The 19,505-nt window shown below is 61.4% G+C and carries 11 protein-coding genes; 6 read left to right on the top strand and 5 right to left on the bottom strand.

The genetic code is table 11. The annotated features are described in order from the left end of the window. Positions 1 to 30 precede the first annotated feature (30 nt). From C9990_RS16735 to C9990_RS16720, 4 genes are all read right to left on the bottom strand, one after another. Entirely contained in the window at positions 31 to 1,446 is a 1,416-nt protein-coding gene (locus C9990_RS16735) for an efflux transporter outer membrane subunit (RefSeq protein ID WP_106804001.1), read from the bottom strand. Beyond that, positions 1,443 to 4,622 (bottom strand): efflux RND transporter permease subunit, encoded by a 3,180-nt coding sequence (locus C9990_RS16730; protein ID WP_106804000.1) that lies wholly within the window; start codon positions 4,620 to 4,622, stop codon positions 1,443 to 1,445. The genes C9990_RS16735 and C9990_RS16730 overlap by 4 nt, the downstream gene beginning before the upstream one ends. 15 nt (positions 4,623 to 4,637) lie before the next feature. Then, positions 4,638 to 5,879 carry a multidrug efflux RND transporter periplasmic adaptor subunit MexE gene (gene mexE, locus C9990_RS16725; RefSeq protein ID WP_065905152.1) on the bottom strand — a complete coding sequence of 414 codons (1,242 nt, stop codon included), beginning with the start codon at positions 5,877 to 5,879 and terminating at the stop codon, positions 4,638 to 4,640. A 397-nt stretch (positions 5,880 to 6,276) separates the two neighbouring features. Further along, positions 6,277 to 10,197 (bottom strand): hypothetical protein, encoded by a 3,921-nt coding sequence (locus C9990_RS16720; RefSeq protein WP_106803999.1) that lies wholly within the window; start codon positions 10,195 to 10,197, stop codon positions 6,277 to 6,279. A gap of 347 nt (positions 10,198 to 10,544) precedes the next feature. Here C9990_RS16720 and hisD point away from each other — a divergent pair, with 347 nt between their 5' ends. Next, positions 10,545 to 11,828, top strand: coding sequence for a histidinol dehydrogenase (gene hisD, locus C9990_RS16715; RefSeq protein ID WP_106803998.1), 1,284 nt, complete (start codon positions 10,545 to 10,547; stop codon positions 11,826 to 11,828). 44 nt (positions 11,829 to 11,872) lie between these two features. Here the strand turns inward: hisD and C9990_RS16710 are convergent, their stop codons facing one another. Beyond that, complete coding sequence (locus C9990_RS16710) at positions 11,873 to 12,739, bottom strand: helix-turn-helix transcriptional regulator (protein WP_065905153.1); 867 nt, start codon at positions 12,737 to 12,739, stop codon at positions 11,873 to 11,875. A 432-nt stretch (positions 12,740 to 13,171) separates the two neighbouring features. Between C9990_RS16710 and C9990_RS16700 the strand changes: the two genes are divergently transcribed. From C9990_RS16700 to C9990_RS16680, 5 genes are all read left to right on the top strand, one after another. Beyond that, entirely contained in the window at positions 13,172 to 14,392 is a 1,221-nt protein-coding gene (locus C9990_RS16700) for an MFS transporter (protein WP_256595108.1), read from the top strand. After that, entirely contained in the window at positions 14,393 to 15,976 is a 1,584-nt protein-coding gene (locus tag C9990_RS16695; RefSeq protein WP_106803996.1) for a GMC family oxidoreductase, read from the top strand. Then, a complete protein-coding gene (locus C9990_RS16690; RefSeq protein WP_162946080.1) occupies positions 15,969 to 17,783 on the top strand; it encodes a thiamine pyrophosphate-binding protein in 1,815 nt (604 codons plus the stop codon). Before C9990_RS16695 ends, C9990_RS16690 begins: the two co-directional genes overlap by 8 nt. A 72-nt stretch (positions 17,784 to 17,855) precedes the next feature. Then, positions 17,856 to 18,557: a hypothetical protein gene (locus C9990_RS16685; protein ID WP_106803994.1), complete on the top strand. Its 702-nt coding sequence runs from the start codon at positions 17,856 to 17,858 to the stop codon at positions 18,555 to 18,557. A gap of 10 nt (positions 18,558 to 18,567) precedes the next feature. Beyond that, positions 18,568 to 19,407, top strand: coding sequence for a sugar phosphate isomerase/epimerase (locus C9990_RS16680; protein ID WP_157955085.1), 840 nt, complete (start codon positions 18,568 to 18,570; stop codon positions 19,405 to 19,407). The last annotated feature ends 98 nt before the right edge of the window (positions 19,408 to 19,505 follow it).

The raw sequence follows: 19,505 nt of genomic DNA, 5'->3' as shown, positions 1-19,505 counted from the left end.
TGGATGCGACCAACCAAAGGAGCGCTTGAATTACTTGGCGGTTGCTACCACCGTATCCGGCTGCCAGCCGCCGCCCAACGCCTTGTAGATCGCCACGATGCCGCGATACAGGTCTACTTCGGCCTGGGCCTGGGAGTCTTCGGCGGCCAGGCGTTCACGTTGTGCGTCGAGCAGTACCAGGAAGTCCACGGTGCCTTCGCGGTAGCGGATTGCCGCGAGGTCGGCGGCGGCGCGGCTGGATTCGCTTTGACGGATCAGCGAGACCAGGCGTTGCTGGCGTTTGCCGTAATCGCTGAAGGCATTTTCGGACTCTTCCAGTGCGAGCAGGACTTGCTGCTCGTAGGTCGCCAGGGCGCCATCGGCCTGTGCATCGGCTCCGCGCAAACGTGCGCGCACGCTGCCCAGGTCAAATGCGGCCCAGGTGATGCTCGGGCCAAGGGCCCAGGCGTTGGCGGCCGATGAGCCGATCTGCGAACCCCGCCCGGCGGTAAAGCCGAGGAAACCGCTGAGGCTGACCCGTGGGAACAGGTCGGCCTTGGCCACGCCGATACGCGCGGTGGCGGCGGCCAGTTTGCGTTCGGCGCTGAGGATGTCCGGGCGCCGTTGCAGCAGTTGCCCCGGGTCGCCGATCGGCAACGCCTTGGCAATCGCCGGCAGGTCTTTGGGGCTCAGGTCGACGGTCAGCTTGTCGGGGCGCTGGCCGAGGAGGGTGGCGATGCGGTTACGCTCGCGCACTTGTTCGGCCTGCAGTTGCGGCACGCTGGCTTCCACCGCGGCGAGACGTGCGTCGGCACGCTCGACGTCGAGTTGGTCGCCCACCCCGGCATCGCGCAGGCTGACGGTGATGGTGCGCGAATCCTGCTGGTTCTTCAGGTTGTCCAGGGCAATGCGTTCACGCAATTGTGCGCCGCGCAGTTGACCATAGGCGTCCACCAGTTCGGCAATCATGGTGACTTGCAGTTGGTACAGGTCGGCTTCGGCAGCCTGCTGGTCGGCGTCGGTGGCTTCCAGGTTGCGCTGGATGCGGCCGAACAGGTCCAGTTCCCAGGCCATGTCCAGGCCCAGGTCGTAACGCTCGCTGTTGACGCGCTTGGTGGTCTGGCCAGGGATCTGCCCTTTGCCCAGGTCACTGCTGGCGCGGCTGGTAATTACCGGCATGGCGTCGTTGCTGGCGTCATCGCGAATCGCACGGGCAGCACGCAGGCGGGCAAAGGCGACGCGCAGGTCACGGTTACCTTGCAGCGACTGAGTCACCAACTGGTTGAGGATCGGGTCTTCGAATTGCTGCCACCAGATGCCTTCGAACTTGGCGTGGTCGTAGTTCTTGGCGTCCACGGCGGCGGTGATATTGGCCGCCTCCGGGGTCTGGGTCTTGTAGTCCGGGCCCACGGCACAGGCGGCAAGCGCCAGTACCAGGAGGCTCGGCAGGAATATTTTCACGCTCATTGCTGTGTCTCCAGCTTCAAGGCCTTGGCCGCTTTGCGCGCGTCCCGGCGCTCCACATAACGTCGGATCAGTACGTAGAACACTGGTGTCAGCAACAGACCGAAGAAGGTCACCCCGATCATCCCGGAGAACACCGCCACACCCATGGCATGACGCATCTCGGCACCGGCACCGCTGGACAACACCAGGGGCACTACACCCATGATGAAGGCGAACGAGGTCATCAGGATCGGCCGCAGACGCAGACGGCACGCTTCGAGTACCGCCGCCAGTGGGTCGAGACCCTCGGCCTGTTTATCCTTGGCAAACTCGACGATCAGAATCGCGTTCTTACACGCCAGGCCCACCAGTACGATCAGGCCGATCTGGGTGAAGATGTTGTTGTCGCCGCCCGAGATAATCACCCCGGTGATGGCCGACAGCAGCGTCATCGGTACGATCAGGATCACCGCCAACGGCAGGCTCCAGCTTTCGTATTGGGCGGCCAGTACCAGGAACGCCAGCAGTACGCAGAGCGGGAACACGAACAGCGCGGTGTTGCCCGAGAGGATTTGCTGATACGTCAGGTCGGTCCACTCGTAGGTCATGCCGTTGGGCAGTTCATCCTTCAACAGTTTTTCAATCGCCGCCTGGGCCTGGCCGGAGCTGTAGCCCGGTGCGGCGTTGCCGTTGATTTCTGCGGTGATGAAGCCGTTGTAGTGCATCACGCGGTCCGGGCCCGAGGTGTCGCTGACCTTGATAAAGGTCGCCAGCGGGATCATCTCGCCTTTGTTGTTACGCACTTTCAGCTGGCCGATCTGGTCTTCATCCTGGCGGAACTGCTGCTCAGCCTGCACGTTGACCTGGTAAGTACGGCCGAAGCGGTTGAAGTCGTTGGCATACAACGAACCCAGGTAGATCTGCAGGGTGTCGAAGATGTCGCTGATCGCCACGCCGTGGGTCTTGGCCTTTTCACGGTCGATGGCAGCATCGACCTGCGGCACGTTGACCGTGTAGCTGGTGAACAGGCCGAACAACTCAGGTACGCCACGGCTCTTGGTGATGATGTTCTGCACTTCTTTGTACAGCTCGTCATAACCCAGGTTGCCACGGTCTTCGACCTGCAGGCGGAAGCCGCCAATCGTCCCCAGGCCCTGTACCGGCGGCGGCGGGAAGATCGCCATGTAGGCTTCCTCGATACTGCTGTACTTGCCGTTCAGTGCACCGGCAATCGCACCTGCGGATAGGCTCGGGTCTTTACGCTCCTCGAATGGCTTCAAGGTCACGAACACGATGCCGTTGTTCGGGCTGTTGGTGAAACCGTTGATCGACAGGCCGGGGAAGGCGATAGCGCTTTCCACGCCGGGCTGTTTCATGGCGATGTCAGACATGCGCTTGATCACGTCTTCGGTGCGGTCCAGGCTCGCGGCGTCCGGCAATTGCGCGAAGGCCACCAGGTATTGCTTGTCCTGGGCCGGGACGAAACCGGTCGGCGTGTGGGCGAAGCCCAACCATGTCAGCACCATCAGGCCGGCGTACAGGAACAGCGCAATGCCGCTGCCGCGAATCACCCGGCGTACGGTGCCGACGTAACCATGGCTGGCTTTGTCGAAGAAGCGGTTGAACGGTTTGAACAACCAGCCGCCGAGCAACTTGTCGAGGAACTTGGAGAAGCGATCCTTCGGTGCGTCGTGACCTTTAAGCAATACCGCTGCCAGCGCGGGCGACAGGGTCAGCGAGTTGAACGCCGAAATCACCGTCGAGATCGCAATGGTCAAGGCGAACTGCTTATAGAACTGTCCGGTCAAGCCGCTGATGAAGGCCGCTGGAACGAACACCGCACACAGTACCAACGCGGTGGCGATGATCGGGCCGGTCACTTCGCTCATGGCCTTTTCAGTGGCCGGGAACGGTTCGAGTCCCAATTCGATGTTCCGCTCGACGTTCTCCACCACCACGATGGCGTCGTCCACCACGATACCGATGGCCAATACCAGGCCGAACAGTGACAGCGCGTTGAGTGAGAAGCCGAACAGGTGCATCACCGCAAACGTACCGATCAACGATACCGGCACCGCCACCAATGGAATGATCGAGGCGCGCCAGGTCTGCAGGAACAGGATCACCACCAGCACCACCAGGATCAGTGCTTCGAACAAGGTGTGGACCACTGCCTCGATGGAGCCGCGCACGAAGACGGTCGGGTCATAGGCGATGCGGTAATCCATGCCTTCCGGGAAGCTCTGCTTGAGCTCCGCCATCTTCGCCCGCACTTCATTGGAGATGTCGATGGCGTTGGAGCCAGGGCGCTGGAAGATCGGAATCGCCACGGCCGGCTGGTTATCGATCAACGAGCGCAGGGCGTATTGGCTGGAGCCCAACTCCACCCGCGCAATGTCTTTGAGGCGGGTGATTTCGCCGTTGGCGCCGGCACGGATGACGATATTCTCGAACTCTTCCTCAGTGACCAGGCGGCCCTGGGTGTTGACCGAGAGTTGGAAGCTGGTGTCATTCGGTGCAGGCTGCGCGCCCAATGCACCGGCAGCCACCTGGCGGTTCTGTTCACGAATGGCCGTCACCACATCGGTGGCGGTCAGGTTGCGCGAGGCGGTCTTGTTCGGGTCCAGCCACACACGCAGGGAATAATCGCCCATGCCGAACAACTGCACATCGCCCACGCCGCCCAGGCGTGCCAACTCATCCTTGATATTGAGGATGGCGTAGTTGGACAGGTAGAGCATGTTGTAGCGTTGGTCCGGGGAGGTGATGTGCACCACCATGGTCAGGTCGGGAGAGGCCTTGTCCACGGTGATACCGATGCGCGTCACTTCCTCAGGCAGTTTCGGCTGGGTCCGCGTCACCCGGTTCTGTACCTGCACCTGCGCGTTGTCCAGGTCGGTGCCCAGGGCGAAGGTGATGGTCAGGGTCAGCTTGCCGTCGGCGGTCGACTGCGAGGACATGTACAGCATGTTCTCGACGCCGGTGATGGCTTGCTCGAGCGGAGCGGCCACGGTTTCACCGATGACTTTGGGGTTGGCGCCCGGGAAGTTGGCGCGCACCACCACGGTCGGCGGCACGACTTCGGGGTATTCGCTGATCGGCAATTGGAACAGCGAGATCGCGCCGGCGATCAGGATCAACAGCGAGAGCACCGCTGCGAAGATCGGCCGCGAAATGAAGAACTTGGAAAAATTCATCTTGAGTCGTATCCCTTAACCGCGTGGAGTCGCAACGGCTGCGAGCTTGGGCGCGGTTTTTTCCGGCGCCACTTGCTCCAGGTTGCTTGCTTCAAGCGCTTGTCGTTGTTGTGCCAAGGCCGCGAGGGTTTCCTTGCTGGCCATCGGGATGGTTTCCGGAGCGACCGGCGACCCAGGGCGCACGCGCTGCAGGCCCTTGACGATAATGGTGTCGTCCTTGTTCAGGCCGCTGCGTACGATGCGCAAACCTTCGATCTTCGGCCCCAGTTCCACCGAGCGATACGCCGGCTTGTCGCCGTCCATCACCAGCACGAACTTCTTGCCCAGGTCAGTGCCCACGGCCTCGTCGTTGATCAGCACGGCGGAGTAGGTGCCGCTGCCGACCAGTTTCAGGCGCGCATACAGGCCAGGGGTGTATTCGCCCTTGCTGTTGTCGAACACGGCGCGACCCCGGATGGTGCCGGTGGCCGGGTTGACCTGGTTGTCGACGAAGTTCATCTGGCCCAGGTGCGGGTTGCCGGTTTCGTTGGACAGGCCCAGGTAGACAGGGGTCGTAGCACCACGACGGCCTTGGCGAGCCAGCTCGGTGTACTTGAGGAATACGCGCTCATCGGCGTCGAAGTAGGCATAGACCTTGTCGGTGGAGACCACGCTGGTGAGCGCGGTGACGTCGGCGGTCACCAGGTTGCCGGCGGTGATTTCGGCACGGCTGACGCGGCCGCTGATCGGCGAGGTCACGCGGGTGAAGCTCAGGTTCAGCTTGGCCAGGTCCAACTGCGCCTGGATCCCGGCGACGGCGGCGCGCGATTCCTGGGCGGCGGTGGTGCGCGAGTCGGCCAGTTCGGCGGAGATCGCATTGCTCTGGCGCAGGCGTTCGCCGCGCTGGGCTTCATTGTCGCTGCGCGAGGCGGCGGCTTTGGTTTGTGCCAGCTGGGCTTCGAGGCGGCGCACTTCAGCCTGGAACGGGCGCGGGTCGATCTGGAACAGCAGGTCGCCTTTCTTCACCAGGGCGCCTTCGATGAAGGCTACCTGATCGATCTGGCCCGAGACGCGTGGACGAATCTGCACGGTTTCCGGTGCCTCCAGGCGACCGGTGAATTCGTCCCACTCGTTGACCGGTTGCTCCAGCACCTTCGCCACGCTGACTTTTGCAGCTGGCATGGCGGCCGCTTGTTCCGGGGTCTTGCCGCATGCGCTCATCACCACCACGGCCAAAATCGCCAGGGGAAAGCGCAAATGTTTGAGTGACTGTTCCATGAGGTGCATCCGCCAATGTATTTGAGATGGGCGGATCATGCGCGGCGCTGTGCTATGTCACGAATCGAATGAAGCAAAGGTAACTATCATTCGGAATGATATAAGCGCGAGATTAGCCCTCTAGCATGGGGGTTTCGTTAGGGTGCTATCAATGGGCTTGATGACAAAACACTATTGCGTGCGGTGCAACTCAGGATTTTCTGGGGGGTAGATTTCGGTGTTCCGTGCAGCGTGCGCATGGAAGCGCTAAATAGGTGGCCCCACAGCGGCTGGGCGAATAGGCCTGTGATGCCCATTGGAAGTCGAGTGGCACCAGATTGATCGACGCCAAACCCGCCGAGTATGCCGGGAGCGGGCATAGCAGCGGGTGATGAATCGCCCGAGTGAGCGGCCGGCCCTATTGGAAATACACCGGCTTGTAGGAAATTGTCTTGGTCACGTAGCGTGGCTCTTCGCCTAAACCTGCCACATTAAACTCTTGCTTCACGCCATGCGTTTTGGTGACTTTTGGGGTGATCTTGTTAATCAGGTCATTTTTGAGCTTATCGTTCGCCCATCTTTCGGCACCTTCGGCAGAAAGGCCAGGTAACTTATCTTGACGGCCGATTGCCAGCTCGTTTCGCCTCTGGGTCATATAGGTGGAACCATAGTTCATGGTCACCGTGCCCTCGAAAGCCTTGACGGGGCGCTTGATCTCTTGCTGTAGCAATCGAGCAAACGAATGACTTCCGCCCTCACCGGAGTGGCAAATCAACAACCTGATGTTGTCGTAACTCGAGGGGTCAACACCCTTGCTTTTTAATAACGCAACCAACTCTTTAGCGGAGTACTGCGTTTGGTCGATAACCACATGGGTGCCTTGTCTCAGCAACTTGTCAACAAAGTCGCGCCCATGCCCGTGGGCCACAATGTTAAGACGCTGCGGCCCCTTGTAGTTGTCAACATAGGTATGCACTTCGTTGGCGATCATTTTGAGGTCTTGCATGTGATTCGGCTTAATGGCTTTGTCTTTGGCCAGGCTTTTCTGGAAGTTATTGCCCGGGGACGCAGACGCGGAAGCGGTGGCCGAGACCGGGTCATTTGCCTGAGCGGCGAAGTGCTCTATCTTTGCCCCGTAGGCACGGTTCCTGGCAGCGTCGTAGTGAAACCAATCACCGGTTTTCTCATCCTGTATGGCAGTCGTTTTGATCCGTTCAGTGCGCGTGCCGACTTTATAGGTACCTTCAGCAATATCCGCTCTTTTGACGAACTCATTGAACTGCGCATTGTTCATCCCGCTTTGTTGCAACTTGCGCAGAGTGGGGAATTTTCCGGTTGCGGCATTTGGCACTTGGCTGGCTGGCAGGCCGGGTGCCTTCCCCAGTACACCGCGACCAAATGGCCTGCTTGCCGCTCCGGCCCGTCCAACCCCGCGGGCAGCCCCGGCCGGCACACTTCGTCCTGCCCCACGCAGCGCCCCCGCGCCTTTGCCGAATGCCGCACCTGTCATGTACATGACACCATCGAATATCACATCGCTAAGCGCGGCCAGCCAATCACCGTTGACAAGGTTCATGGCGGCGGATCCACCGGGTGCCAGGCCAGTGATGAATTTGAGCCTGGCCTTGTCCTTGGCCGCCTCGTCCTCGAATGTGCTGGTTGTCTTGGTCAACTCGAACAGCTTATCGAAGCTGAAGGAGGGGAGGGAATGGCTGGAAACCCGCTCGGCAATATAGTTGCTGCGCGCGCTGGTGAAGGACGCCGGGATGGTGACGGGTAATGGGCTGGCTGCTTGCCTGGCGGCTTGATCCTTAGAAGGGGTCAGCTCTTGGATCGCCGAGCTTTCCCAGGCTTGGCCAACATCAGTGGGGGTTTCGACCCATTCGCCTTGAAGGCCTTCCTTGAAGTTTTCTTTCAGGTCGTCGCGCTTGGTTATTTGGCCTTTCTGCGATGACATTTCATAGAATTCCGGGTTGCCGTCACGCAGGGTATGGACAATCAGCCTGCGGTTGTCCATGGGTTGCGCCGGCGTGAGATCTTCATCTTCTTGTCTGCCTGCGCGAGTGAACACCGTTGTCTTACTGACTTGGCCTTCGACGAACACTCGAATTTTCCCGAACTCGAGATTTTTTCGATCTTCCAGGGGCAGCCTGGATATCTGGTTTTTTATAACGGTGGCGTGTGCGCCGATGAGGTTGTTTTTGTAGGCAGTAAACTTGTTTTTATGCTCGAGTATTGGGTCGGGTCGGTCTGCCAGTTGAGTGAGCATGCTGGTGGGGAACCGGCGGTCTTCGGAAATCCAGCGTGAAAAGACATTTGACTCAGGATTTGAAAGATAGAAATCCACCAATGAGTATCTGATTGGGGTGAGATAGGCATGAGCACCGTGGGCTCGCCCTGCAGGCCCGTTATCCCGGAAACACTTGAGTTCGTAAGGCAATTCGACACCGAATTTTTTCTTCAGCGCCTCCAAGGCAAGCTCTCGTTGGGTCGGCACCTTGGCGGCAAGGTATCCGAGGGTTGTTTCCAGCGTCGACGTTTTGTCCTTGAATGCTTTTTTCGTCTGATCGATCTGCGCTTGCGGATAGTCGCCGTCCTCCCGGGGCGGGAGCGTACCGTGCAGTTTCCCCCATTCGATCAACGCCAGGCGGGATGTCCCCTCCTGTATGGCTTGGCCGAAATCGGTAATCGGGTCCTTGGCATCCTGCGCAAACACCTGGGCAAAGGTCATATCTGCGGTGGCGCCAGGGCTGTAGGTTTCAATGCGCGCCACTGCGGCCTTGAACGCGACCCAGGCAGTCGAGCCGTAACTCACGTCATTGGGAATGTTCTGGACCAGCAGCTCCGGCGCCGCCCGCGCCAGCAGCAGGTGCGCGGCCACGGGTGCCAACTCGGGCGATACCCGGTTGAGCTGGACGAGATGGTCGGCGAGGCCCTGTTTGATCGTCACCAGGGGCTTTCCACTGAAACGGTCGTCTGCCAGGTTGTATCCCGCCACATGGTTTGGCTTTGGATGAAACAGGCTTTCCTTGTCCAGGGTGGTCACAATGGCGGTCAGGACCCAGTCATGGGGCGTGCTGGTTTTCCAGGTGTCGCCCATCTTGGCCTTCAGGGCGGATTCGAGTTCGCGGGCCTTGGGCGTATTGACTATTTTTTCTATGACTTGCAGAGGATTGCGCAATTCGCTGGTGGAAAATTGCATGTTTTTCGCCAGGTAGCCCAGCGCACCGCGTCGATCCGGACGTGACGTCCCATCGTTGCTCAGGGTCGGCAGGTTAAGGTTGTAGTTGAAGTGGCTGTAGACGGTTTTTTGTTCGTAATTCTCCAGCGGCACGGGCCAGGACAAGGCTCCGCCGAGGCTGCCGAGTTTCGAGACCGGCAGCGGTGCGCTGCTGATGACGTTCCTGACGTTCTCGAGTTCTGCCACGGTTTTTGGCAGGATCCAATTGTTCGCAAGCATAAACTGCTCGAGGGTCGGCGCCGTGGTGTCACCCAATTGTCTCTGCTGGCTGAACGACGAGTCGGGATCCACCGCCATCGTGGTGTTCTTCAAGGCCTCTTCGACCTGGCGAGACCCACTGTTCACCAGGTGCGTCAATTTGGCGGACAACCCATGCATATCGGCGAGATCACCTCGCGCAGTTTTTTCGTCGTCAAGTATGCCCAGGTCGGCTGCAGGTGCCATTTGACTGTCTGGATCGTTAGCCGCGTTTTTCCGGAACACTTGGGTCTGCGCCAACTCATTGGCTCGCGCCGCATTGCCATTGGCGTCTTCTCCATAGAAATTCGCCACGACAAACAGAGGCGCGGATGAGTGACTGCCGGGGGTGACGATCAAGGGGTTGTTGCCTGCCGCCACAACGCCTGCCGCGCGCAGCACGGGGGCAACGAGCGTGTCCCATAACGGGTCTTTATCCGCGGCCCTGAACGTCTCGCGACGGCCACTGGCAGTCGCGGTGAGATGGCCGAAGGAACTGATCGACAGCGGCTTGGACAGATCAATATGTTTGGCGCTCGCCCATTCCACGAACTGGGGGTTTTCAAGCAGTTTGTGCAGGTGGCCCCACCACTGGCCGAATGTCGATTGCGGCGGTATGCCGTTGATAGTGTCCGTACCGTCAAATGAAGGCCCGTTCCGGGCGATGTTCTGCGCGGCCGTGGCAAATAACAGCGCGAGGTCTTTGTCGCCCTTGGCTTCGGGGCGGGCGTCCGGGGCTTGATCGGCGGTGTGTGCCGCGTTGCCGGTGCCGGCTGCCGGGAGAGGGGGGATGGCGGTTGTTGGCGGAAGAGGGCGTGCTGGCGTGACAGTCGGCTGGGTGACGGTCGCTGATAGGCTCATGCAGTGTTATCTCGCGGTCTGGTTCAGGCAGAGTCACCCAGCGCGGGTTTTATCGACTGGGCTCGTAGCGTGAGTGAGTCACCGTGAGGTTTGATTCCAATTTTCCGACAGCGGAATGTTATCAATTGCTACCTGCCGGACTGTGCGAGACGGTCATCCCCCGGCGCGCCTGTTGCCGCAATCAAGTTGGGGGCGCCGTGCGTCATCGTGCGTCACCTGGGCCGTCAGTGCGAAATTGTGGACAGGGCCGTGCAGCCCGGAAAATCGACTCCAGTTGCCAGGTATCTGTCGAGCACGCCCGTGCTTCGAGGCTTGGCTGACGACGCGTACTTAAACTGGAGCAAGACATGATTCAATACCTCAAGACTGCCAAACCGGTGGCTGCACAGGCCGAGATCGCGAGCCAGGTTCGCGATGTGGTGGCTGACATCATTGCCAACGTCGGTCGCCAGGGGGACGCCGCGGTCCGTGAGTATTCCCGGCAGTTCGATCAGTGGGACCCGGTCAGCTTTCGTCTGACCGATGAGGAAATTGCCGCCTGCGTCGCCAGCCTCTCGGCGCAAGAGATCGGCGATATCACCTTTGCCCAGGAGCAGGTGCGCCGCTTTGCGCAGGTGCAAAAGGCTGCGCTGGTGGATGTCGAGGTCGAGACCCTGCCGGGCGTGATCCTGGGGCACAAGAACATTCCGGTGAACTCGGTGGGCTGCTATATCCCCGGCGGCAAATACCCGCTGTTGGCGTCGGCGCATATGAGCGTGTTGACTGCCAAGGTCGCCGGCGTCAAGCGCGTGGTGGCCGTGGCGCCGCCGTTCGATGGCCGCCCGCATCCGGCCATCGTCACGGCGATGCACCTGGCGGGCGCTGACGAGATCTACTGCCTCGGCGGGGTGCAGGCCATTGCCGCGCTTGCCTTGGGCACCGACACGTTTGCGCCGGTCGACATGGTCGTGGGCCCCGGTAACGCGTATGTGGCAGAAGCCAAGCGCCAGTTGTACGGCAAGATCGGTATCGACCTGATTGCCGGCCCCACCGAAACCCTGGTTATCGCTGACGAAACCTCGGATGCAGAACTGGTGGTCGCCGACCTGCTGGGGCAAGCAGAGCATGGGGTGAACTCTCCGGCGGTATTCCTGACCAACTGCCGTGCACTCGCCGAGGCGATTCCAGCCGAGATCGAGCGCCAACTGGCGGTCCTGCCCACGGCCGGAGTGGCTGCCATCGCCTGGCGTGACTACGGTGAAATCATCCTCTGTGACAGTGTTGAGGAACTGGTGGAGGAGGCCGATCGCATCGCCTCCGAGCATGTCCAGGTCATGACCCGTGATCCGTTGTATTTCCTCGAGCACATGACCAATTACGGCGCGCTGTTCCTCGGGGAGCGCACCAACGTCTCGTATGGCGATAAAGTCATCGGCACCAACCACACCCTGCCGACCACCAAAGCTGCGCGGTACACCGGCGGGTTGTGGGTGGGCAAGTTCATCAAGACCTGTACGTACCAGCGCGTGCTGACGGATGAGGCCTCGGTGCTGGTGGGCGAATACTGCTCGCGACTCTGCGCGATGGAAGGGTTTGCCGGCCACAAGGAGCAGGCGGATATCCGCATCCGTCGCTACAAGACCACCGCTTGAGTCACGCCCTGCTGCCCGCAATGGGCAGCAGGGCGGCGTTGCTTCTAGTCCTGCCCACCCCAGACGATCGCCGCATTGTCTCCCGTCATGTACTCGCGCACCTCCACCGGCAGTGACAGGTCGGCGGGCAGCAGCACTGTTGCCGCGCGCAGGTGCCGTTTGCGAATCAGGCCTTTTTCCACATAGTTCAACGTCAGCCGGGTGGAGAAGGGCTGGCGATAGGACGATGACGCCACCCCGGTGACCAGCCCATGCAGAAAGCGTATGGGCCGCCGGTGCTGCGGCGTGAGGATCGAGAAAGTGATTTCGTTGCGCTGCTTGCCCTCGAAATCCACCATGAACAACCGGTCGCCCAGCAACAGGCAGAAACCGTGATAGGTGAACGAGTAGCCGGTCTTGCCGCTGCCATCCTGCAACGGGAAGCGCTCGACGGTCACGTACTGCACCATTGTGTCTGCGCGGTAGAGGCACGTCACCGAGCGCAGGATCCGGCCTTTATAGATCGACGAGTTGTGGTAGCGGTAATACACGCCCAGGTAGTCGTCCAGCGCGTGCGCCGAAGCCTTGGCCAGTGGCAGGAAGTGATTGAACTGCGCGGAGGCACGCAGCCCGATCGGCAGCTCGTTTTCGAACCCTTCGTAGAACTGCTTGAAGTCGGCCGGGGGACGAAACAGGTCCTCGGCTTCCATCATGAAATAGCGCGCGATTTTCTGCAGGATCTTCTGCGACGGCACATGCTGGCCGGCCAGGTACTTGTTGAACTGCTGGCGGTTCACATCGATCTTGCGGCACATGTCAGCGACTGACCGGCACGACTCCACCAGCGTGGCGAGGTTTCTCTGCACGTTGCCTTGCAGGTCATTGCGCACTTGATGGCGCTCTCCATGGGAGGGGGCGATTACAACTGACATGGGGGCGTGGATCTCCTCGCAAGCGGCTTTTTTAGTTTTTTTTCGGGCAGCGGATCAGGCGTGAGCTGCATGCCGAGCATGCTAGATAGTCTGCAACCGAGCGTCCAGCACGCACTTGCCGGACTGTCGCTGCTGCACATGTGCGTCGGTCTGCGTCACACCACAGCCATCTGCGAAATTGAGCCGCGCGCACGATCTCTCGATACTCGAAACGTCCACGTGGCCTGCTCGCCGGCAGTCCATGAGCGCGTGCATGTCAGCCATCAAGAGCGACCTTCCACGTGGGGCACCTTGCAACATCACTGTCTAAATACTGATGGCCAGCGGCCATTAATTCCAATAACGAAGGGGCCTCAGCCCCTCGACAGGTGATCCATGTTATCGAGCAAACGCGACAACTCCCTGGTTACGCCCAGAATCAAGAAAGCGCGAATGGCCACGTTCGCGGGCTTCATGATCATGGGGGCGCTGTTTTACACCTGGTCGGTCGGGGTGAGCGCGTTTCGAAACCATTTAGGCATGGAGGGAAGCCTCGGCGACCTGAACTTCGGCATGGTCGCCCTGGGGATTGCCATCGGCGGCACCTTCGGTGCATTCATCGTCGGATATTTCGTCGATCGGTTCGGCCCACGGACCGTGATCCGCACCACCTTGCTGGCCTATCCACTCTCGCTCATCGCCCTGGGGTTTGCCTCGCAATACACCTTCGCGCTGATGTTCGGATGCCTGTTGGGCGCCTTGCGCGGGTCGGTCGATACCGCCCTGAATGCGCACGGTGTGCAGGTCGAACGGTTCTATCAACGCTCCATCATGTCGGCGTTTCATGCGTACTTTTCGTTGGGCGGCTTTCTGTTTGGAATCCTGGCCAGCTACCTCGCCGGCTTTTCTTCCGACAGCGCGATTATTCCCTTCACGGTGGCCGGGGTTTCGCTGGCGCTGCTGAGCCTGCTGACCAGTCAGTTCATGCTCGGCAAGGACGAGCTGCTGCCGGTCAACCACGAACCGACTCGCAGCGCCGCCGCGCCCACCGCGCGTAACTGGAAAGTGCTGATGTTGATGGTGGCTTTCGGCGCGCTGCTGATTGCCGGGATGATCAGTGAAAGCTCGGTCAGCGACTGGGGCCAGGAGTTCCTGGTGCGCGAGACCGGCATGACCATCTCGACCGCCGGCCTGGCCATCAGCTTCTTTACCGGCGCCGGGTTTATCGCGCGCATGACCGGTGACTGGCTGGCCGAGCGTATCGGCGCGGCGGCGATGGTGTTCTGCTGCGGCGCGATCTCGATTGTCGGCATCTTCCTGGCAACCCTGAGTCACGCCCCGGTGATGGGCATGGCTGGCTTTGCCCTGCTGGGGCTCGGGCTCGCGTGTATCGCGCCGCTGATGCTGTCGGCGGCGGGGCGCAAGGACCCGGCCAACTCGGGCCGCAATGTCGGCATCGTCAACGGCATCGGGTTTGGCGGCATGCTCGGTGGCCCGGCGGTCTATTCGTACCTGGTGAGCACCTACGGCATCGGCGCGCTGTTCTACATGCCGCTGGTGCTCATGAGCCTGATCGCGATCTTCGGCCCGCTGTTGATGCGGGTCAAACCCGGCGCCTCGGCGGGCCATCCGGCTGCATCCGCAGCTGCCAACAACAGCGAGGCGAAGATTTAAATGCAAGCCACTCCTGAAGTCATCGTGATCGGCAGCGGGGTCGGCGGCGCCATGACCGCCCGCCGCCTGGCCGAACACGGGGTGAACGTACTGATGCTCGAGCGTGGCGACTGGGTGCCGAAGGAAGCGGACAACTGGCGTGTGGCCTCGGTGTTCTTCGACAAGAAATACACCGCCCACGACACCTGGCTGGATGCCCAAGGCAAGCCGTTTCGCCCGAGCATCTACTACAACGTCGGCGGCTGTACCAAGTTCTATGGCGGCTCGATGATCCGCTACCGCGAGCGGGATTTCGAGGTGCTGCAGCACGAGGAGGGCGTGTCGCCGGCGTGGCCGGTCAGTTACGCCGAGTTCGAACCGTATTACACCCAGGCCGAGCAGATTTTCAAAGTGCACGGTGACGACCGCGACGATCCGTCGGCGCCGTGGCGCAGCAAGCCGTATCCGTACCCTGCGGTGGCGTCGGCGCCTATCGTCGAGCACATGTGCAAGGGCATGCGGGCAGCGGGCGCGCGCACCTCGGCGATGCCGCTGGCGGTCGATTATTCGGCTGACGGCCACTGCACGCTGTGCAAGACCTGCGACGGCTTTCCTTGCCGGATTTCGGCAAAAATGGAGGCAGAGACCGCACTGGTGCAGCCTGCGCTGGCAACAGGCAATGTGACCCTGCGTACCAACACCTTGGTCAAGCGGTTGCTGCTCAGCCAGGATGGCAAGCAAGTGACCGGGGTCGTGGTGGAAAGTGACGGCCAGACTGAAGTACTGACCGCCCGGCTCATCGTGGTCTCCTGTGGCGCCGTAAACAGTGCGGCCTTGCTGCTGCGGTCAGCGTGCGAAGCCGCGCCGAATGGCGTCGCGAACAGCTCGGACGTGGTTGGCCGTTACTACATGGCACACAACCAGACCGCATTGATGGGGTTGTCGCCGCGCCCCAACGACACGGTGTTCCAGAAAACCGTGTCGATGAACGAGTTCTACTTCGGCGCGCCGGATTATCCCTTCCCACTGGGCCATGCGCAGATGCTCGGCAAACTCCAGGGCGGGATGCTTTCGGCCAATGTGCCGTTCATGCCCAAGGTGGTCGGCGCCACCATGGCCAAGCACAGCATGGACTGGATTGCCTTCTCGGAGGACCTACCGGACCCCGACAGCCGCATCCTGATCAAGGACGGCCAGATCCAGATGGCGATCCGCCGCAACAACCTGCGCCCCCACCGTCGGTTCATCAAGAAGATGGTGGCGCTGCTGCGTGCCAGCGGTTACCCGATCGTATTGACCAAGCCGTTGCTCAAGCACTCCACCTCTCACCAGTGCGGCACCGTGCGATTTGGTCGCGATCCGACGACCTCGGCCCTGGACATCTATTGCCGCAGCCATGACCACGCGAACCTGTTCGTGATCGATGCGTCATTCATGCCGTCGTCCGCCGCGGTCAACCCGGCCTTGACCATCGCCGCCCAGGCGCTGCGGGCTGCGGAACATATTCTCGCGACGGAATTCGGCATCACCTCTATCCGGCGGCCTGATGAACAACAGGCCGCGACACTCTCTCTTTACGCCATAGCAGGAGCGCAGCATGACTGATACGAAAACAAAAAAAATGACCGGTGGGCAAATCGTGGTCGAGTACCTTATCCGCGAGAAAGTGCCCTATGTCTTCGGGATCCCGGGGCATGGCAATACCGCGCTGCTGGACGCCTTTGTCGACCGCAAGGATGAGATCACCCTGGTGCCGGCCATGCACGAGCAAGGTGCGTCACACATGGCTGACGGCTTCTACCGCTCCAGCGGGCAAATCGCGGCCGTCTGCGCCTCCATTGGTCCGGGGGCGACCAATACCCTGACGGGGATCGCCACCGCGTTCGCCGACTCGCTGCCGCAACTGGTGATCAGTGGCGGTGTGCACACCTACATGCTGGGCAAAGGCGTGCTGCAGGAACTCGACCGTCCCCACGGCGATAACTTCCCGCGCATGGCGGAACCCGTGGTGAAGCGCTGGTGGCAACCGGGCACGGTGGCGCAGTTGCCCGGGGTCATGACCCAAGCGTTCAACGTGATGCTCGAAGGGCGCCGTGGTCCTACCTTGATCAACCTGCCGCAGGACTTGCAGGCCGAATGTGCGGAAATCGAGTTGCCAGCGCCGCAGACGCACCGTGGCCACGGCCGTCTGCACGGCGACCCGGCCGACATCGCGCGTGCCGTGCACCTGCTGATGTCGGCGGAACGTCCGGTGATCATGGCAGGTGGCGGCGTGATCGCCGCGAACGCCAGTGACGACCTGGTCGCCATCGCCGAACACCTGGGCGCCGCGGTGACCACCTCGTTCATGGGCAAAGGCTCGATCCCCGAGGACCATCCGCTGTATGCCTGGCCGTGCGGCGACCTCGGCTCGATCCCCGGCAATGCGATGACCCGCGAGGCCGATGTGATCCTCGCCGTCGGTTGCCGCTTCAGTGATCGAATCACGTCCTCCTACCGGCCCGGCGTGACCTTCGATATTCCGAACAAGACCCAACTGATCCAGATCGATATCGATGGCTTCGAGCTGGGCAAGAACTACCCGGTGGAAGTCGGCATCGTCGGCGACGCCGGGCCGATCCTGCAGGCGCTGCTGGCCGCATTGCGTGACAGCGGGGCGGCGCGTGACTACAGCACCTCGCCGATGTTCCAGCGCCTGCAGCACCTGAAGGCCAAGTGGGAGGAACACCTGGCGCCGCTGCGTACCTGCAATCAGTCGCCGATGACGGTGTCCCAGGTGTTGTTCGAAGCGCGCAAGATCCTGCCGCGCAACACCATTGTCGTGACCGACTCCAGCAACCCGCAGAACCAGGTGTTCAACGAGTTTCCGGTGTATGGCCCCAAGCAGCACATCACGCCGGGTGGTTTCTCCGGGATCGGTTTTGCGCTGCCAGCCGCCATTGGCGCGAAGATGGGCGCGCCGAATCAGCCGGTGGTTGCCATTTGCGGGGACGGCGCGTTCCTGCAGACCGGCCAGGAGCTGGCGACGGCGGTGATGATGGGCGTACCGGCGATTTTCCTGATCATCAACAACGGTGGCTGGGGCGCGATCCGCAACCTGCAACTGAACATGTTCGGCGAGGACCGCGAAATCATCACCGATTTCCGCACCCCGGACGGCGCGTCCTGGTCGGCCAACATTGCCGATTTCGCCAAGTCGCTGGGTGCCGCCGCCGAGCGGGTGACCGACCCGCTGCAGATCGGCGCCGCGGTGGACCGCGCACTCGCATCCAATCAGCCCTACGTGATCGAGGCGATCTGCTCGATCGAGCGCCCCTGGAGCAACATGCACCCCACCGGCTGGTGGGACATCACCGTGCCTGACTACCTGGGCGAGTACCGCGACGAGTATGTGAAGAACCGCGGTTTCTGATGCGCTGATGCCAACTCCCTGCGCTCATGGACGAGCGCGGGGCTTTATTCCAGAACCGATAGGGCCTGCGAAGTGACACCATTCAATCAACAGCGAGCGCTGCAATTCAGTGACCAGTTCGTCGAGTGTTACCTGGTCGAGAACGTAAAAGACTTTACCGTCGAGGCGGGCGTGGTGGTCAACCTCGATTACCGCCCCATGAGCATCGGCGGCCCGGTACCGAGTGTGGTGCCTGCGTGGAAATCCACCATGCTGTTCAACGCCGTGGTCGCCGAGGCCGCACGCATGGCGGTGTTCCGCGTGCGCAGCGAGGTCGACCTGGGCGGCATCGTGCTGGGGGAGTGGGACTGGTTTGGCAACCGCTTTGCCAAGTTTCCGCGCACCACGCCGTTATACATCTCGCGCTACGACGAGATTGGTGCCGTGCGCCTGGACCCGTTCGCCTTCGCCAATCAGCGCGAGGCGGTGGTGGATGCACGCGAGTACGCGATTCGCCTCAACCTGTGGTGGGCGCCGACCAACACCGACTGTTACTTGCACAATGAACACCCTTTTGTGGAAATTCATACCCAGATCCACGGGGCAGGGCGCATCCAGTTATTCCGCGAGCGCGACGCAAGCACGCTGTACCGGCAGATCAGCATGGCGCCGGGCTACACGCACGACCCCTTCACCCTTGTGGACAGCGAGGGCAGTCCTACCTATCCGTGGCATCGCTACTGGTCGGATTCGGATGCGATCTGGCTGGCCATCGAGTTTCATCCAAAAGGCTGAGGGGATGTCTATGAAACTGGCTTTAGTGACCTGGACACTCGGGCTCAGCGAGCCGCAAGCGGTGCTGGCCAAGGCGCTCGCGCTGGGGCTGGACGGCATCCAGTACTCAGGTGATCACCGCGACGCCTGCCCGGTAGACCTGCGCGAGCAGGCGCGTCGGGCAGGCATCACGATTCTTGCGGTCGACCCGATCAATGCCGGGCCGCAGCACAGCGCCGACGCCACGCAGGACCTGGCCGTGGATTACTACCGGAAGGTCATCGATTTCGCAGCCGAGCTGGGCAACGTGCCCGTGACCTTGCAAGGCCTGTCGCTGTGGACACGTAATTGCCCGGATCCTGCCTCGGCGTACGCGCGACTGCTGGCGTGCTGCAAGGTGATCGACGCCTATGCCCAACGCCGCGGCGTGCCCACCTTGTACGAGCCGTGCAACCATTTTGAATTGCCGTTGATCAATACGGCGCAGCAATGCCGGGAGCTGATCCGCGCGGTCGGCAGTGACAACCTGCGCATGGTGCTGGACAGCTTCCACATGAACATCAATGAGCCCGACCCGGTGCAGACGCTGCGCGACTGCGCGCACTTCACCGCGATCTATCACATCTCGGATTCCGGACGAGGCGCTATCGGCACCGGGCACATCGACTTCGCCGCCCAGTACCAGACATTGGTGGCCAACGGTTTCAGCGGCGATGTGTCCATCGAGCTGGTACTGCCGCATCTGCTTCCAGGGCAGCCGCCGACCAGCGAGCCCGACTGCCAGGCGCTGGATGCGCAGATACGTGCGAGTGCCCGCCAGTGGCGCGCTTACCAACCGTCAGCCGCTCAGGCCGTTGCGGCTGGCGGGTGAGGCCACCGGCAATATCGGCATGCGGGCTGCGTCAGCCTATCAACGGTTGACGTGGGCAAAACCGCGCGTGTTTGGGCCTTGAAGGCTTCGGCTGCCGA

This window comes from Pseudomonas sp. S5D5, from assembly GCF_003013355.1.
Lineage (GTDB): Bacteria > Pseudomonadota > Gammaproteobacteria > Pseudomonadales > Pseudomonadaceae > Aquipseudomonas > Aquipseudomonas aylmerensis.
This window is presented reverse-complemented; position numbering and strand designations above follow the sequence as displayed.

What these genes read in the sequence shown, in the direction of transcription:
- C9990_RS16735 (WP_106804001.1), bottom strand. Translation starts at nt 1,446, where the DNA reads ATGAGCGTGAAAATATTCCTGCCGAGCCTCCTGGTACTGGCGCTTGCC.
- C9990_RS16690 (WP_162946080.1), top strand. Translation starts at nt 15,969, where the DNA reads ATGACTGATACGAAAACAAAAAAAATGACCGGTGGGCAAATCGTGGTC.
- C9990_RS16695 (WP_106803996.1), top strand. Translation starts at nt 14,393, where the DNA reads ATGCAAGCCACTCCTGAAGTCATCGTGATCGGCAGCGGGGTCGGCGGC.
- C9990_RS16680 (WP_157955085.1), top strand. Translation starts at nt 18,568, where the DNA reads ATGAAACTGGCTTTAGTGACCTGGACACTCGGGCTCAGCGAGCCGCAA.
- mexE (WP_065905152.1), bottom strand. Translation starts at nt 5,879, where the DNA reads ATGGAACAGTCACTCAAACATTTGCGCTTTCCCCTGGCGATTTTGGCC.
- C9990_RS16730 (WP_106804000.1), bottom strand. Translation starts at nt 4,622, where the DNA reads ATGAATTTTTCCAAGTTCTTCATTTCGCGGCCGATCTTCGCAGCGGTG.
- C9990_RS16710 (WP_065905153.1), bottom strand. Translation starts at nt 12,739, where the DNA reads ATGTCAGTTGTAATCGCCCCCTCCCATGGAGAGCGCCATCAAGTGCGC.
- hisD (WP_106803998.1), top strand. Translation starts at nt 10,545, where the DNA reads ATGATTCAATACCTCAAGACTGCCAAACCGGTGGCTGCACAGGCCGAG.
- C9990_RS16700 (WP_256595108.1), top strand. Translation starts at nt 13,172, where the DNA reads ATGGCCACGTTCGCGGGCTTCATGATCATGGGGGCGCTGTTTTACACC.
- C9990_RS16720 (WP_106803999.1), bottom strand. Translation starts at nt 10,197, where the DNA reads ATGAGCCTATCAGCGACCGTCACCCAGCCGACTGTCACGCCAGCACGC.